At 65.4% G+C, this 15189-nt stretch carries 12 protein-coding genes; 7 read left to right on the plus strand and 5 right to left on the minus strand.

Annotation, left to right across the window (positions count from 1 at the left end; genetic code table 11):
• Positions 1 to 20 precede the first annotated feature (20 nt).
• Positions 21 to 1133: a beta-mannosidase gene (locus tag AB0362_RS17270; RefSeq protein WP_317549106.1), complete on the minus strand. Its 1113-nt coding sequence runs from the start codon at positions 1131 to 1133 to the stop codon at positions 21 to 23.
• 288 nt (positions 1134 to 1421) lie between these two features.
• Between AB0362_RS17270 and AB0362_RS17275 the strand changes: the two genes are divergently transcribed.
• Genes AB0362_RS17275 through AB0362_RS17290 form a run of 4 tightly spaced genes read left to right on the plus strand, consistent with a single transcriptional unit; the run spans position 1422 to position 8083 of the window.
• The gene (locus AB0362_RS17275; RefSeq protein WP_317549107.1) at positions 1422 to 3404 is read left to right on the plus strand and encodes a hypothetical protein; all 1983 of its coding nucleotides are present in this window, start codon (positions 1422 to 1424) and stop codon (positions 3402 to 3404) included.
• A gap of 10 nt (positions 3405 to 3414) precedes the next feature.
• Complete coding sequence (locus tag AB0362_RS17280; protein ID WP_317549108.1) at positions 3415 to 4935, plus strand: hypothetical protein; 1521 nt, start codon at positions 3415 to 3417, stop codon at positions 4933 to 4935.
• Positions 4936 to 4946: 11 nt separating this feature from the next.
• Positions 4947 to 6440 carry a glycosyltransferase gene (locus AB0362_RS17285; RefSeq protein WP_317549247.1) on the plus strand — a complete coding sequence of 498 codons (1494 nt, stop codon included), beginning with the start codon at positions 4947 to 4949 and terminating at the stop codon, positions 6438 to 6440.
• The gene (locus tag AB0362_RS17290) at positions 6437 to 8083 is read left to right on the plus strand and encodes a glycosyltransferase family 39 protein (RefSeq protein ID WP_317549109.1); all 1647 of its coding nucleotides are present in this window, start codon (positions 6437 to 6439) and stop codon (positions 8081 to 8083) included. Before AB0362_RS17285 ends, AB0362_RS17290 begins: the two co-directional genes overlap by 4 nt.
• 10 nt (positions 8084 to 8093) lie before the next feature.
• Here AB0362_RS17290 and AB0362_RS17295 read toward each other — a convergent pair whose 3' ends face one another.
• The 4 genes from AB0362_RS17295 to AB0362_RS17310 form a co-directional block, all read right to left on the minus strand.
• The gene (locus tag AB0362_RS17295) at positions 8094 to 8822 is read right to left on the minus strand and encodes an amino acid ABC transporter ATP-binding protein (RefSeq protein ID WP_068047565.1); all 729 of its coding nucleotides are present in this window, start codon (positions 8820 to 8822) and stop codon (positions 8094 to 8096) included.
• Between the two features lies 1 nt (position 8823).
• Positions 8824 to 10632, minus strand: a complete 1809-nt coding sequence (locus tag AB0362_RS17300) for an ABC transporter substrate-binding protein/permease (protein WP_094687327.1) — start codon at positions 10630 to 10632, stop codon at positions 8824 to 8826.
• 149 nt (positions 10633 to 10781) lie between these two features.
• Positions 10782 to 11552, minus strand: coding sequence for an LLM class F420-dependent oxidoreductase (locus AB0362_RS17305; RefSeq protein WP_269596245.1), 771 nt, complete (start codon positions 11550 to 11552; stop codon positions 10782 to 10784).
• Between the two features lie 46 nt (positions 11553 to 11598).
• A complete protein-coding gene (locus AB0362_RS17310; protein ID WP_317549110.1) occupies positions 11599 to 12108 on the minus strand; it encodes a TIGR04338 family metallohydrolase in 510 nt (169 codons plus the stop codon).
• Positions 12109 to 12206: 98 nt separating this feature from the next.
• Here AB0362_RS17310 and AB0362_RS17315 point away from each other — a divergent pair, with 98 nt between their 5' ends.
• Genes AB0362_RS17315 through AB0362_RS17325 form a run of 3 tightly spaced genes read left to right on the plus strand, consistent with a single transcriptional unit; the run spans position 12207 to position 15186 of the window.
• Positions 12207 to 12932, plus strand: a complete 726-nt coding sequence (locus AB0362_RS17315) for an ATP-binding cassette domain-containing protein (RefSeq protein ID WP_317549111.1) — start codon at positions 12207 to 12209, stop codon at positions 12930 to 12932.
• Complete coding sequence (locus AB0362_RS17320) at positions 12929 to 13675, plus strand: ABC transporter ATP-binding protein (protein WP_317549112.1); 747 nt, start codon at positions 12929 to 12931, stop codon at positions 13673 to 13675. The genes AB0362_RS17315 and AB0362_RS17320 overlap by 4 nt, the downstream gene beginning before the upstream one ends.
• A complete protein-coding gene (locus AB0362_RS17325; protein ID WP_317549113.1) occupies positions 13672 to 15186 on the plus strand; it encodes an ABC transporter substrate-binding protein in 1515 nt (504 codons plus the stop codon). The genes AB0362_RS17320 and AB0362_RS17325 overlap by 4 nt, the downstream gene beginning before the upstream one ends.
• The last annotated feature ends 3 nt before the right edge of the window (positions 15187 to 15189 follow it).

The raw sequence follows: 15189 nt of genomic DNA on the forward strand, positions 1-15189 counted from the left end.
TCGCGGACAACGAGGATGCCCTAACGTCCGATCGTCTGCCACAGCGGATCGCCGGGTCCGATGTCGTAGGTGCACTCGCCCGGCCGCGGGTCGGGTACGAAGGCCCACAGCAGAGCTCCGGCTGTGCCTGCGGCGCGTTGGCCGTCGATCTTGGTGGCGATACTCGTTGCGCGAGAGCCGATATCGCCACAGGAACCGGCGAGTTGGCCGATCTCCCCGACCAGGAGGGGTTTGCCCACCGCAGCGCTCTGGGTGATCCGCCGCTGCAGCCCGTTCCACTGATCTCCGGGCAACGGCACACCGTCGAATCCGTAGTCGTGGTACTGCAGCACATCGACGAACGACGACTGGGCGAGGTACTCGTACTCGTCACCCTGGCTACCGCACTGTCCGCCGCCGGTGAGACCGGCGGTGATCAGGGTGCGGGGATCGACAGTGCGGAGCTGCTGCCCCGCGGTGTCGAAGAAGGAGCGCAGAACCTGGGCGGCGTCGGCGGTGCATGTCCGGGTGGTCCACGAGCACGCCGCGTCGGTGCACGAGCTGGTTTCCGGTTCGCCGACCAATTCCCATGCCGCCAGCGCGGGCGAATCCTTCCACCGGTTCACAGCGGTGAGCATCCACTGCTCGAAGCTCGTGACCGCATTCGTGTCGGCGACGGCAGGGGGCGTCGTCCATCCATCGATGTACCACTGCCTGCCTTTGAAGACGTTTCCTTCGCAGGCCCCGTCCTGGGGCGAGAGAACCGGGACGACCAGTTGTCCGTGCGCCTCGGCCGCCGCGAAGACCGCGTCCATCGGGCGAAAGTCGAGTGCGCCGGTGAATCGGTTGATCGCCAGCGCCTGGAATGCGTTGAACCGCGTGAGGGAATGTGGAGGCAGGGCACCGAAGTAGCCGTTCAGGTCCACCATCGCTCCACAGCCTGCGTTGGCCGACCAATCGGTGGCAAGCTGATAGGCGTTGAATCCGGTCGGCCACCAAGGATTTCCGTCGAGTGCGAGACCGTCGGCGCTTGCCGTGACGCGGGCACCGGACCCGGGGGCTGCTGCCGCGTCGGGCACACCGGTACTCAGCGCGAGGGACAGCACTATTGCTGCGCCCACTGCGCACCGTGAAAACATCGAAACGATCCGCATCGGTGTAATGCTAGATGTCTGCTGCGCGAATTTCTAAAATCGTGAATTCGACGGCCCCTGGACGGAAATATCACCGTATTCGTACAATTCGACGAGCACCGTTGTGTCGGAATTCGATTCCACCGGGCCGAGCCGCTCATTGAGTCGAACTTTCGTGTCGCCCAGTATGTTTCTGGCTGCATTTCGATCCAGATGGGTAAATGCACGACTTTCCGATGTACCGAAGATCGGGAATACGCAGTACAGTTCGGGTTTCCGTTTCATTATGCGAAAGCTGGAAATCCCCCAATGCGAATCGCATACGTTGCATCGACGGCAGTTCTCGTCGCAACTACGTTTCTGCTTACGGCCCCGTTCGTATCGGCGCAGCCGATCGATGGAGAGCAACAGGATTATGTGGACCGCTTCACCTTCGGCGAATTGGGACTGGGTCGGTCCACCACCGTGGACTCGACCGGACAGACCACCAGACTGACCGTGCCGTCCCCTGCAGGCTCGGTGCCCTCGATGCTCGATGCAGTGTTGACGGTGCCTGCCTGGCTCGACCGGGGGTGGGTCGACGTCGAATCGGACGGTCGGCCGATCACCCGCCTCACACTCGACAACACCGCACCGACCACCGCGGTGTCGATTCCACTGGCTGCGGTGCCGACGGTCGACGGAGCAATCGCCCTCGATCTGATCCCGTCCCTCATTCCCGACGATCGATACTGCCCCGATCCTGCGTCCGATGCGGTCCGATTGATCGACGCGACCGTGGCCTACCAGGGGCAACCGGCGGTGCCTGGGACCATTGCGGACTTTCTGCCGGTAGTGCTGACGACGCTGACGCTGTTCGTTCCATCGGACGGGGATCGCGAAACCATCACCGCCGCAACGATTGTGGCAACCTCGGTGATCCACCACTACGGGGCGCAGCCGGTCCGGGTGGCCGTGCGGCCGGACAGTGAGCTGGCAGGGGCGGCACCGGACGGACCGTTCGAGAGGTCGGTCGTATTGGCGAAGAACTCCGACGCCGGTGTGGAACTGATCTACCCCGTCGACCAGGCTCCACCACGGATGTACCTCACCGGTACCGGATCGGATCTGACCGATCAGGCCCGCCTCATCACCAGTGATCTCTCCGACATCGCAGTCTCCACGGCTGCTTCGGCAGGACCATCGTCGGCAACAGCGCAACTTCCGCCCGAATCGATCACGCTCGACGACCTCGGCATCGGCACGGTGACCGGTTCGGGCGGTGCCACGGCGACCGCGTCGATCACGATCGATCAGACCCGGCTCGGCCGATCTGCATCGAACCTGTCCGTGCACCTGATCGGCAGCTACACACCGGGCGCAGGATCGGTGCGGGCCACGGTGAACGGGTCACCGCTCGCAGTGTGGGAGGCCGACGACACCGGTCGGCTCGATCGTTGGATCGACGTTCCGAATTCGGCACTGTCCCGCGTCGAGACACTCGACATTTCCGTCGACCATCCGTCGACCACGGGTGGCGGTGGTTGCTCCGCGGCCGCCGATACGAGTGTGACCGTGGACGGTTCGACTCTGGTGCGGTCGTCGGATTCCACGACACCGGTCCCGCTCGGCCTGCGATCGATGCCGCAGGCGCTGATGCCGCAGTTCGAGATCGCGATGGCCGACGAGTCCTACGCGGGAGTCGTCCGAGCGGTCACGATGGCAACCGGACTGCAGCGTCTGTCGAGTCTGCCCCTCCTCCCGGAGGTCGTGTCGATGGAGCAGGCGCTCGACGGTAGCGCCCCCGCGCTCGTGATCGCGCCGGTCTCGGAATTGCCGGACACGGTGACGCTGCCGCTGTCGTCGATCGACGAGACGACATTTCGGGTCGCAGATCCGGAGTCCGCCGGCGGTGCCGTCGAATTGACGGTCGACACCGACGAGCCCTTCGCGACGGTGCAGGTGACGTCGGTGCAGGACAACGCAGTTCTCGTCGGATCCTGGAACTCGGCTCCGGACCGATTCGACGCGATGCTGTCCTGGCTCGACGACGACCCGGCTCGGTGGTTCGCGCTCGACGGCGACATCGTGTTCGCCGCGCAGAACACCGAACCGATCTCCCTGTCGAGCGCGGCACTGTCCGGTGCGGACGACACCGTAGCGGCACCCGAGAACACAACCGACCGAACGACGGTGCTGGTCGTGGGAGTCGGTCTTGCGGTCCTCGCAGTCGCAGGCGTGGGCGCACTCGTGCTTGCGCTTCGAGCGCGCCGGTCGACGACCGAGCCGAGCCGGCACAGCGACTCGACATGAGCGACTCGACATGACAGTGGACATCGCCCCGAACACGGGCGCGGAGCCGACCGCGCCGCCTCGGTGGCGAGCACGGCGTCCGCTCGGCATCCTGGTCGTGCGCTGGGTGGTCCTTCTCGCCTGTGTCGTTCTCGCGTTCCTTCCCACCTGGGTGCGGCTGGCGCAGGAGGCGTCCGACGGTGCCATCACCGCGTACATCTTCGTGTTGCCCCTGCTCGCTGTCGTTGCGGCGCAGGGGGTAGCGCGGCGTAGGGCAGACGAGTTGCCCATTCACGACCGGCAGACCGACAACATCGTCGGCGGTATCGGCTTGTTGGTGTCCATCGCGATCAAGGCGCTGTGGCTGCCGCGCTACGCCGACCAGTACGAGCTTGCGCACCTGGATGTCCTTGCAGCGCTGGCATTCTTCTTCGGTGGCGCGATCCTGATGTTCGGACTGCGGCCGGTGGGTCGGTTCTGGTCCGTCTGGCTGTTGCTGCTCGCGTTGAGTCCGCTGGGCTACCGGTTGGTCGCCATCGGTTTGGGCGGAGGCCGTTTCGCTTACGCGGCGGTAATGGTGCTCTTGGCGGGAATAGCCGGTGCCATCGCCGTCGGCCGCACCAGGCGGCGCGGATGGCTCGGGTTCGTCTGCACCGTCGCGTCCGGATTGGCAGTTGCAGCAGCGATGTTGACGGTGTGGCCACAGATCGACATCGTCTGGCTGCAGCTCGTCCCGACCGTCGGCGCGGCAGCAGTCACCGGAAGCGCCTTCTATCTCGCTGCTCGTCGCGGCCGATTCGACGAGCGTCGGCCGCGCCGCCTCGCTGTCCCGACGGCGAAATGGTCGCCGAGCTCGATCGTCGTCGCGATCGTGGCGGCAGCGGTCCTGGCTCTCGTTCCCCTACCCGACCGCACCCCCGTGGCGGCACCGGCGGGACCACCTGGTGCGGCATCTGTTCCCTTGGTTCCGCCGGTCGGTTTCAGCGAGATCGACATCGAGCAATTCGATTGGGTCCGTGCGTTCTTCGGAACTCGAGCCACTCTGACTCGGCAGACGATGCGCGCCGACGAGGGCAATTCCGCCTGGGACCTGCGGTCGAGACCACGGACCGTGGTGGTCGACGTTCTGTCGACGACCAATCGGGCCAGTCTGGCCGTCTATCCGGAGAGCACCCTGTATCGCTTGACCAACACGCGCACGAGCCAACCCCTGACCGTCGATCTCGGACGCGGGGTGACGGGTGCGCTGTACACCTCGGTCAGCGACGCACTGCTGCTCACCTGGACCAAGCTCGTGTTCCAGTGGCAGCGAGGCGATGTGTTCCAACGTGTGACCGTCATCAGCGTCGACAATCACGACCTCGACGCCGCGTTCCCGCAACCGATGCCGTCGATGGCATCGAATCTCGGTACGGCGATCGGCACCTTGCTGCGAGGCAACGCCATCTCCATCGACGACGATCCGGAGTACAAGGATCGTGAGCTGTTGACGACCTTCGGCACCGGACTCGTTCGCCAGCAGTGGGCCCTGGCGGACGGTGCGCCGCTGTGACCACAACTCCCATGGAGAGACGACCGACGCCCCCGCGTGTCGGAACGGAAACCGAAGAGTTCCGAGCAGCTGCGCTCTACGACGCGATCAACGGGTTGGCCGATCGAAATCCGCTGGCGTCGGCCGCAATTGCGTTCGTTCCCTGGCAGAAGTACACGGCGATCGGGGCTGCGCTGTCGCTCCTCGCCTGTGGAGTGTTCGCCCCGGTCGGAACGCTGCTCGCGGTCACGGTCGTCTGCACCATCGGGTATCTGCTGGCGATGATCGACCGCCTACTGCTGTTCTCCCGTGGTCTGGACGCGTCGGCGATCGTCACGGTGACCGACGAGGAAGCCCGAGCCGTTCCCGATGATCGGCTGCCGTACTACACCATTCTGGTTCCGGCGTACGACGAGCCGGAGGTGGTGGGTGACCTCATCGCGGCGATGACCGGACTCGACTATCCCGCCGACAAGCTGCAGGTTCTGTTGCTGCTCGAAGAGGACGACGAGGTCACCATCGAGGCGGCCGCGCGCAGCGGCGTCAGCGATTCGGTGGACGTGGTCCTGGTCCCCGCAGGCGACCCTCGCACCAAGCCGAAAGCATGCAACTACGGATTGCATTTCGCCACCGGGACGATCGTGACGATCTTCGATGCCGAGGATCTGCCCGAGCGACTGCAACTGCGTCGCGTCGTCGCTGCTTTCGAGCGGCTGCCCGACACCGTCGCGTGCGTGCAGGCGAAGTTGGCTTTCCACAACGGTTCTCAGAATCTGCTGACCGGGTGGTTCACCGCGGACTACGCACTGTGGTTCGGGTATCTGCTGCCCGGTCTGATGGCCAGCACCTCGCCGATTCCCCTCGGCGGAACATCCAATCATCTGCGCCGCGATGTCATCGACGAGGTGGGGGCCTGGGACGGCTTCAACGTCACCGAGGACGCCGATCTCGGTGTGCGCATCGCGGCCTCGGGCTACTCGACGGCGGTGCTGGACTCCACCACTCTCGAAGAGGCCAACAGCGATCCGATCAACTGGGTTCGCCAGCGCTCTCGTTGGTACAAGGGCTATCTGCAGACGTGGCTGGTGCACATGCGCAGACCGGTCGCCACGGTTCGTGCCCTCGGCCCGGTCGGCACCTACCGCTTCACCTTGTTGCTCGCGGGAACACCGATCACCGCATGCATCAACATGGTCTTCTGGTTCACCACGGCGGCATGGATTCTCGGCCAGCCGGCATTGGTGGCCGAGCTCTTTCCGCCGTACATCTACTACTTCTCGTTGCTGTCTCTGGTGGTGGGCAACATCGCCACGGTGTACATGTACCTCATCGCGAGCCGAGAGAGCGACAACGCGTACCTGCTCGTTCCCAGCCTCACGATGCCCCTGTACTGGGTGATGATGAGCGTGGCCGCCATCAAGGGGTGTTGGCAGCTGGTTCGCAATCCGTCGTACTGGGAGAAGACGTTCCACGGCCTGTCCGGCCCCGCCGCGCCGCCGCCGGTCGGCGAAGAGCAGAACACGTGAATCGGCGCACCCCCTGGATCGTGTTCGGCAGCGCGCTGGCGGGCTACCTGGCGGTGGGGCTGACTCTGAGCATGCGTTTCGGCTATCTCCTCGGCGACGCATTGTCGCGAACCTCGGCCGCGCAGGCGGTGCTGCTCAGCCGCGATCCGCACGTGTCGGCCATCGGCTTCATCTTCACGCCGTTGACGGCCCTCGCACAGTTGCCCATGGTCGCCTTCGCATCGTGGTGGCCGGCGATCACCCGGTGGAACATCTCGGGCATCGCGGTGTCGGCGGTGTTCATGGCCGGTGCAGTGGTGATGATCCACGGGATCTGCCGAGACCGCGGACTCCCCGGCCGATACAGCCTCCTGGTCACCGTCGTCTTCGCGATCAACCCGATGATCGTCTTCTACGGAGCCAACGGCATGAGCGAGGCAGGCTTCCTGTTCTTCCTCTGCTGGGCTGTACGACGGTTGATTCGATGGATGAACACCGACGACGTTCACGATCTCCTGTTGGCAGGCGTCGCATTGGCTCTCGCCTTCCTCGCTCGCTACGAGGGCGTCGTCCCGATAGCTCTGGCCGCGGTCCTGGTGGCGGTCGTGACGGCTCTTCGTCAGGGCCGGCTGTATTGGAAAAGCATGCGCCGCAGAGCAATTCTGGACGCAGTACTCGTGGCAGGGCCCGGCACGGCAGTGTTTCTGGTGTGGATCAGCACGAGCTGGCTGATCACCGGTGAGGCGCTCGCCCAGCTGTCCTCGAGCTACGGAAACGCCGCAATTCTGACGCAGTCCGGCGGGCCCAGCGGTGACCTGATCGGCACCGGCCTGTTCTCGCTCGGTGCCGTCGTCGTGCTGGGACCGGCGTTGCTGGTGACGCTACCGCTGGCCGCGATGCTGGCGCTGCGTCGCCGAGACCTCGAATTCCTGGTGGCACCACTGCTTTTCGGTGGGGTGCTCGGATTCCAGGCCGCAAGCTACATCACCGGTTCGACGTTCGGCTTCCTGCGATTCTTCATTTGCGCCGTTCCATTGGCCGCAGTCGTTGTGGTGCAACTGTTTCCGGCTTCCGGAGAACGGCCGACCCGGCGCGCAGGGGCCTACCGGCGGCACCGCCCGGTGCTCGCGCCGCTGCGTCCTGCCGCCGCGGCGGTGGCAATGACGGTCTGTGCGCTGGCTCTTCCTGTGACGGGGTGGGCGATGGTGCAGCCGGGTCTGTCCAGTCAGCAATACGCCCTCGGCAGTCTCCTCGACGAGAATCCCCGAGCCGACGATCCCCAGGCGATCGCGGCCCGTCGAGTCATCGATTCCTTCTCCACCGAACGTCGACTGGCGTCGTACCTCGACGGCCAGAACCTACCCGAGGGCTCGATCCTCCTCGACACCGTCTACGGGTTCGCCGTCGTGGCAGCGTCGGAACACCCGAAGCGGTTCGTGGTTCCGTCCGACCTGGACTTCACCGAGATCCTCAACAACCCGGCATCGGCGGGCGTGCAGTATCTGCTGACGGTGCCCAACGAGGGCCGCGGAGTGTCCGACGCGGTCAACCGGCGATATCCGACGATCTACGACAACGGAGCCGACCTGTATCCACTCGTTCTCGAAGTTCCGAACGACGGTGCAGATCAACCGGATTGGCGTCTGTACCGGGTACCGGGCTGACCGACACTCGCTACAGCACCTGCGACAGAAACGTTTTCAGCCGATCGGTGTGCGGATCGTCGAACAACTGCTCCGGCGTTCCGGTTTCGACGGCGCTGCCGTGGTCCATGAACAGCACCCTGTTGGACACCGATCGCGCGAAGCCCATTTCGTGGGTCACCACGACCATGGTCATTCCGCCCTTCGCGAGGTCGGCCATCAGCGCCAGTACGCCTTTCACCAACTCGGGGTCCAGAGCGGAGGTGGCCTCGTCGAAGAACATCACCTCGGGCTTCATGGCCAGGGCCCGGGCGATGGCGACACGTTGCTGTTGCCCACCGGACAGATTGCCCGGACGCGAATCCGCCTTGTCGGTCAGTCCCACCAGCTCGAGCTGATCCATCGCCGCCGCACGAGCCGCCTCCTTGGACAGGCCGAGCAGCTTGCGCGGGCCCAGAGCGATGTTGTCCGCAACGGTCTTGTGCGGAAACAGGTTGAACTGCTGGAACACCATGCCGATGCGCTGACGCAGCTCGTCGGGGTTGTCCTTCAGCACCGACTTGCCGTCGAGCAGGATGTCTCCCTGCTCGGGCTCGTGCAGTCGATTGAGAGCACGCAGCAGAGTCGACTTACCCGAGCCCGACGGTCCGATGACCGTCGTCGTCGTGCCCGCCGGAACGTCGATGCTCACCCCGCGTAGCACCTTGTTGGTACCGAAGGACAGGTGAATGTCCTTGCCTACGAGCGAAACAGAAGTCATGTCAGCCTCTTTCCACGACGACGGCCTGCTCGACCGGGTCCAGCGTCTGCTCGGCCTTGCCGGTGCGCAGTCGCTTGTCGATGTAGTTCACGAGATGGGTGAGCGGCACGGTCAGCACCAGGTAGAACAATCCGGCGGCGACGAGCGGGGACAGATTTCCGGTCTGTGCGTTGAGATCTCGACCGACTGCGAACAGCTCGCGTTGAGTGGCGAGCAGTCCGAGGAAGTAGATCAGCGACGAGTCCTTGATCAGTGAGATGAACTGGTTCATCAGCGCCGGCAGAACGCGTCGGACACCCTGTGGGACGACGACCAGGTTCATCGACCGGCGACGGCTGAAGCCCAGTGCCCGCGCAGCTTCCATCTGACCGGCCTCGACGCTCTGGATGCCGGATCGGAAGATCTCACCGATGTACGCGGCGGCGAGCAGTGACAGTGCCGCGGCACCGAGCCAGTACGGATTGCCGCCGGTCACCCCCTGCACCACCGGTCCGATTCCGAGTCCGATGATCAGAATGATGACCACGGCCGGCAATCCGCGGAAGATGTCGGTGTAGACGCGCGCCGGCCAGCGCAGCCAGCGTGTGCGAGACAGCCCGGCCAGGGCCAGCAACATGCCCAGGACCGTACCGATGATGCCCGACGCCAACGCCAGAATCAGCGTGTTGGGCAGGCCCACCTTGAACAGGTCCGGGATGGCGGACTTGTACAGCGACCAGTCGAAGAACGTATCCCCCAGCTGTGCCAGCGTGGATTTGGGTTGAACGGCAACGGCTTCGGGAGCGTCGGCGTCGTTCTGTGCTGCGATGGCAGCGAAGTCGGGTAGCTCGGGCTCGGGGGCGGCCTTGCTGCCGGGCTTGAAGCCGTCGGGCAGCTCGCGTGGAACCCAGTCGGAGTACAGGGTCGCCCAGGTGCCGTCGGCGATCACCGCATCGAGCCCGGAGTTCAGCGCGTCGATCAGCGGCTGATTGTCGCGAGCGACGGCCCAGCCGACGAAGTTGTTCAGCGAGAACGTGTTCTGCGTGATCGCGGTGCCGTCTTCCGGCTTGACCAAGCCTTCCGCCTGTTGGGACGGGGCCACCCAGGCGTCGATCTGCCCGGTGCGCAGGTTCGCGTACGCGGTGTTGTAGTCCGGGAACTTCACCGGATCGAGGCCGAGCGTGTTCACCACGTAGTCGTCCTGCACGGTGCCCTGCACCACGCCGATCCTGCTGCCTGCGTTCAGGTCCTCGAACCTGGTGATCGGACCGCCGGTGGTGGCCACGAGGGAGAAGTAGCCGAAGTCGTATCCGTTGGTGAATCCGACGGTGTTGCGTCGCTCGTCCGTCGTCGTGATCGAGGACGACCCGACGTCGAAGCGGCGGCCCGCAACCTGCGCGAGCAGACCCGAGAACTCGGTGCCCGAGAAGTTGATCTGCAGACCGAGCTTCTCGGCGACAGCCTTCAGCAACTCGTTGTCGTACCCGGTGTACTGACCGGCCGAGTCCAGGCAGATGCTCGGCGGCGCATCGGACAGGGTTCCGACGGTCAGCACTCCCGGCGTCGCCAATCCGAGGGACGCGGTGTCGATCCGGTCCAGCGGGGTGACATTGTCCGTCGTGTACCTGTCCTCCGTCGCGGCCGCTGCGGCGGCGTCGAAGTTCGTCGGGGTGGACGACGCACTGTCGACTCCGGGAGGGGCGCACAGGTCGGTCGGACCTGCCGCCGCCTGATCATCGGAATTCGACGTGCCACACGCGGCGAGCGTGAGGGCCATCAACAGTCCGAGAACGAGAACCACGAGCGCGCGTGAGGCGCGTACGGCAACCATGTACAAAACCCTAAGCGGACCAGGGCCCACTCACCCAAACGCGCCACGCGCAAGGGTTTCGCTCAGCGAACTGGAGTGGGCTGCGTAACTGGTCGTTCCGCAGGCTCCACTCCTGCGTAACTGGTCGTTCCGCAGGCTCCACTCCTGCCCTACTTGTGCGCGTCCCGCCACGCGATGGCCTGGCCCAGTTCGGCCAGGTCGTACTCGGGTCCGTTGACGCCGACGGTGAACAGGGTGGCTCCGGCGTCGACGAAGTCCTGGGCGGTGTCCGCTCCCGGCCACGCGACCGAGCGGGTGATGACCGAGACGTCGCGTCCGACGGTGGTGCCGTGCTCGGCGAGGATCTCGGACTTGCGCTTCAGCGCCTCGAGGTCGGCGAAGCTGTGCCAGATGTGCGCGTATTCGGCCACCATCTTCAGGGTCTTCTTCTCTCCGCCGCCGCCGATGAGGATCGGGATGTCGCGGGTCGGTGCCGGATTTCCGACGTCCAGTCGGTGGCGGATTCTGGCGAGGCTCTCTTTCAGCAAGGCCAGTCGCGAACCGGCCGTGCCGAACTCGTACCCGAAGTTGTCGTAGTCCTTCTCGTTCCAGCCGGCGCCGATGCCGAGGATCAGTCGGCCGCCACTGATGTGGTCGACGGTGCGTGCCATATCGGCCAACAGGTCCGGATTGCGGTAACCGCCGCCGGTGACGAGTGCGCCGATCTCGACGTTCGACGTCTGCTCGGCCCAGGCCCCCAGCATCGTCCAGCACTCGAAATGCGCGCCGTCGAGGTCGCCGTACAGCGGATAGAAGTGGTCCCAGTTGAAGACGATGTCGACGCCCGCATCCTCCGAGCGCAACACCGCGTCGCGGATCAACTGATAGTCGGGAGCGTGCTGGGGCTGAAGCTGAACACCGATCTTGACGGTCATGGACATCTCCTCGTCGTGTGGGCTGCGTCTCCCATGATGCACCCGAACGGCATCAGCCGATGCGGACGCCGCTCTCGGCCATCATCGCGCGCAGTACGAACCCGGCCTCCGAGCCGACGATCTCGCCGACGAGAGTGATGTAGCGGTCGACGAATGCGCCGCCGTGCTGCTCCTCGTTCTCGTCGGCGAAGTGGTGCGCGAGCTCGTGCAACACCACCAGTTCCCGCAACGCCCACGCCCTGTTGCCCCGATGCAGGGGCACCGCGATGGTGGCGGTGTCCGATTCGTAGTGCGCCGCAGCCGAACCCGATCGGGCTCGGACGGTGACCACACGACCGGCATCGGGCCACGTTGCGGCAACCCAATCCAGAGCGAGCACCGCATCGACATATGCCTGCACCGAGTCGATGGAGGCAAACTTGCGCTCGATAGGCAGCGTGATCTGCGAACCCATCACCTGCACCATGCGAAGGTCCCGCTCCTCGGCGCGATCGAACATGGTGCGAACCAGTTGTTCTGCGTCGTAGACGGCCGCTCGTTGCGCGTCCCTCGCCCTGCTCATTCGGTCAGCCTAATTTGTGTCGTCCTCCCGACTCGCCTACAGTCGTCTATCGACAACGATTGTCGAAGTCGTTCCCATTTCTATCCTCAGGAGAATCCGTGCTCGCCGTCGATGACCTCTGCATCGACGCCGGACGCGCGCGGATCGTCCGGAACGTGTCCTTCGAGATTCCCGACGGCCGACGCCTGGGCCTGCTCGGCGCGTCCGGATCAGGAAAGTCGCTGATCGCGTCGGCGTTGGTCGGAGCGCTCCCGCCGGGCATCACCTGCACCGGCCGCATCGTCGTCGACGGCCACGGCGTCGCCGGAGTTCCGACGCCCCGCCGGCCACGCCCCGCCCGTCCGGCGATGGTCTTCCAGGATTCGGCCACCGCACTGAACCCGATGGTCACCGTCGGCAAGCAACTCCGCACACCCGACGCCTCCGCGCTGCTCGAGCGCGTGGGTCTGCGCGACACCGAACGCATCCTGGCCTCGCACCCGCTCGAGCTGTCCGGTGGGCAGCGTCAACGCGTCTGTATCGCAGTCGCATTGGCGCGTGAGAGTCCGCTGGTGATCGCGGACGAGCCCACGACGGCCCTCGACGTGATCAGTCAGGCGCGGGTGCTCGACGCTCTCCGTGAGGTTGCGTCGCTGCTGCTGATCACGCACGACATCGCCGTCGCCGCGCAGCTGTGCGATCACCTGATGGTTCTCGACTCGGGCAAGGTCGTCGAATCCGGTTCCACGGCAGCAATTCTCGACAGGCCCGAATCCGATCTCGTGGTGCGCATGCTCGATCGGGCTCGCGCCGCCGATCCGTTTCGTCAGCTGGTCGCGCCATGACGGGCTTGGTGGCCACGGACATCACGCGCACCTACGTACGGCACGGCTCTTCTCGTACCGCGCTGGACGCTGTCTCGTTCACGCTGCCACCGGCCGGTCGCATTGCCGTGGTCGGCGAATCCGGTTCGGGGAAGACGACGTTGCTGCGCATGCTGTTGGCGCTGGATGTGCCCTCCGAAGGGGCCATCGAATTGGACGCCCGCACAGTACGTCCGGGTTCCGCGCGATCGCTTCGGTGGTTTCGCAGACTCGTGCAGTACGTACCCCAGGATCCGGCCACCAGCCTCGATCCACGCCGCAGTGTGCTGGATCTGGTGGCGACGCCGCTTCGACTTCTGGGCGTCGACGGCGATCATCGAGCCAAAGCAGGTGCCGCAGTCGCCGCTGTCGGGCTGGACGAGCGTTATCTGCAACGCCGACCGACGGAACTGTCCGGTGGTCAGAATCAACGCGTCGCCATCGCGCGCGCGGTGGCATGTGAACCGCAGTATCTGCTGGCGGACGAGCCGGTCAGTGGGCTGGACCCGGATCTGCGTGAGCAGGTCCTCGCAGTCCTGGCCGGACTGCCCAGCGCGTTGCTGATCGTGAGCCACGACCTGTCTGCAGTCGCTCGACTCTGCAGCGACGTATCGGTGATGCACGACGGCCGAATCGTCGAAACCGGCAGCGTACGAGGCATTCTCACCGAACCACAGCACTCCTACACCCGAGACCTGATCGACGCCGTACCCCGGCTTGCATGACCACCACAGGAGATCCATTGACCACCACTCTGTTGTCTACCAACGTGTTCCGTATCGGCGCCCTGGCAGCGGTAGGTGCCCTCACACTCACCGGCTGCTTCTCTTCGGGTGCCGCCGACGACACCGCAGATCGAGCCCGCGTGGCGATGCTGCAACCACCACGATCGGGGCTGTCGCAGTTCAGCGATGATGCCTTCAAGCTGTCGCGCTGGTCCACCGCCGAAACCCTCGTCACCCTCGATGATCTCGGCGACACCGAGCCCGCGCTGGCCACCGCCTGGAATCGCGTCGACGACCGGACCTGGAGTTTCGACCTCCGGCCCGACGTGAGGTTCCACAACGGTGCGCCACTCGACTCCGCCGCAGTTGTCACCGCACTGACTGCTGCCACTACCGCCGCGCCGAAGCCGCGCATCCTCGACGGTGTCGAGCTGACGGTGACCGCCACCGACGACGACACGGTGGAGGTGGCGACCGAGGACATCGATCCGCTCGTGCCGCAACGCCTCTCGAGCCCGCAGCTCGCCATCCTTGCGCCCGAGGCCTATTCCGCCGGCGGCAGCAACCCCGTCGGAACCGGCACCGGACCTTTCGTGCTCACCGCAGTGAACGGCACGTCCAGCGCCACGCTGGACCGCAACGAGAACTACTGGGGTGAGCCCGCGAAGCTCGCCGGCATCGACGTCGACTTCGTGCCCGACGGTACGGCCCGCGCAGCAGCGCTACGTAACGGCACCGCCGATGTGGTGGAGGCGATTCCGGTGTCGCAGGCCGCCAACATCGACCAGTCGCTGGTGCACGAGGTTCCGATGCCGCGCACCAACACCCTGTACCTGAACACGTCGTCCGGAGTGTTCGCGGACCCCGCCATGCGCGCCGCCGCACGGGAGTCGGTGGACAAGGATCGTCTGGTCGAGCAGGTGTACGAGGGTCGCGCCGACGCCGCGAACGGACTGCTCGGCCCCGCGCTGCCGTGGGCGGCGGACCGTCCGGCGCGCACCGAGACCCCGGCGGGCGATGCCACCGGCAAGAAGATCACCCTCGCCACGTTCACCGACCGCGCCGAACTTCCCGAGGTCGCCGTGCTGCTGCAGCAGGAACTCGAGGCGAAGGGCTTCGTGGTCGAGCAGGTGGTGCGCGAATACCAGTTCATCGAAACCGACGCGCTCAGTGGTGCATTCGATGCCTTCATCCTCTCCCGCGCCACCGTCCTCGACTCCGGTGACCCGGTGGCATACATGTACTCCGACTTCGCCTGCGAGGGATCGTTCAACATCTCCCAGTTCTGCGACCCGCAGGTCGACGCGGCGCTGGCTGATGCCTCGGCCACCGAACCCGGAGACGACCGCCGCGCCGCGATCCTGGACGCCGAGAAGCTCATCCTGGAGAAGGATGCGGCCGTGCCGATGCTGCACGAACGCGTCATCCAGGGTGAATCCGAAGGCCTCACCGGTGTCGCCCGCGATCCGCGGGAACGCATGCTCATCACCAACCAGACCGCCTTCGAGTAAGCA

This window comes from Rhodococcus sp. NPDC079359 (assembly GCF_040702585.1).
In the GTDB taxonomy this organism is placed as follows: Bacteria; Actinomycetota; Actinomycetes; order Mycobacteriales; family Mycobacteriaceae; genus Rhodococcoides.

Coding starts and splice junctions, on each gene's coding strand:
- AB0362_RS17305 (WP_269596245.1), bottom strand. CDS start 11,552: ATGTCCATGACCGTCAAGATCGGTGTTCAGCTTCAGCCCCAGCACGCT.
- AB0362_RS17275 (WP_317549107.1), top strand. CDS start 1,422: ATGCGAATCGCATACGTTGCATCGACGGCAGTTCTCGTCGCAACTACG.
- AB0362_RS17300 (WP_094687327.1), bottom strand. CDS start 10,632: ATGGTTGCCGTACGCGCCTCACGCGCGCTCGTGGTTCTCGTTCTCGGA.
- AB0362_RS17295 (WP_068047565.1), bottom strand. CDS start 8,822: ATGACTTCTGTTTCGCTCGTAGGCAAGGACATTCACCTGTCCTTCGGT.
- AB0362_RS17325 (WP_317549113.1), top strand. CDS start 13,672: ATGACCACCACAGGAGATCCATTGACCACCACTCTGTTGTCTACCAAC.
- AB0362_RS17310 (WP_317549110.1), bottom strand. CDS start 12,108: ATGAGCAGGGCGAGGGACGCGCAACGAGCGGCCGTCTACGACGCAGAA.
- AB0362_RS17270 (WP_317549106.1), bottom strand. CDS start 1,133: ATGCGGATCGTTTCGATGTTTTCACGGTGCGCAGTGGGCGCAGCAATA.
- AB0362_RS17320 (WP_317549112.1), top strand. CDS start 12,929: ATGACGGGCTTGGTGGCCACGGACATCACGCGCACCTACGTACGGCAC.
- AB0362_RS17285 (WP_317549247.1), top strand. CDS start 4,947: ATGGAGAGACGACCGACGCCCCCGCGTGTCGGAACGGAAACCGAAGAG.
- AB0362_RS17280 (WP_317549108.1), top strand. CDS start 3,415: ATGACAGTGGACATCGCCCCGAACACGGGCGCGGAGCCGACCGCGCCG.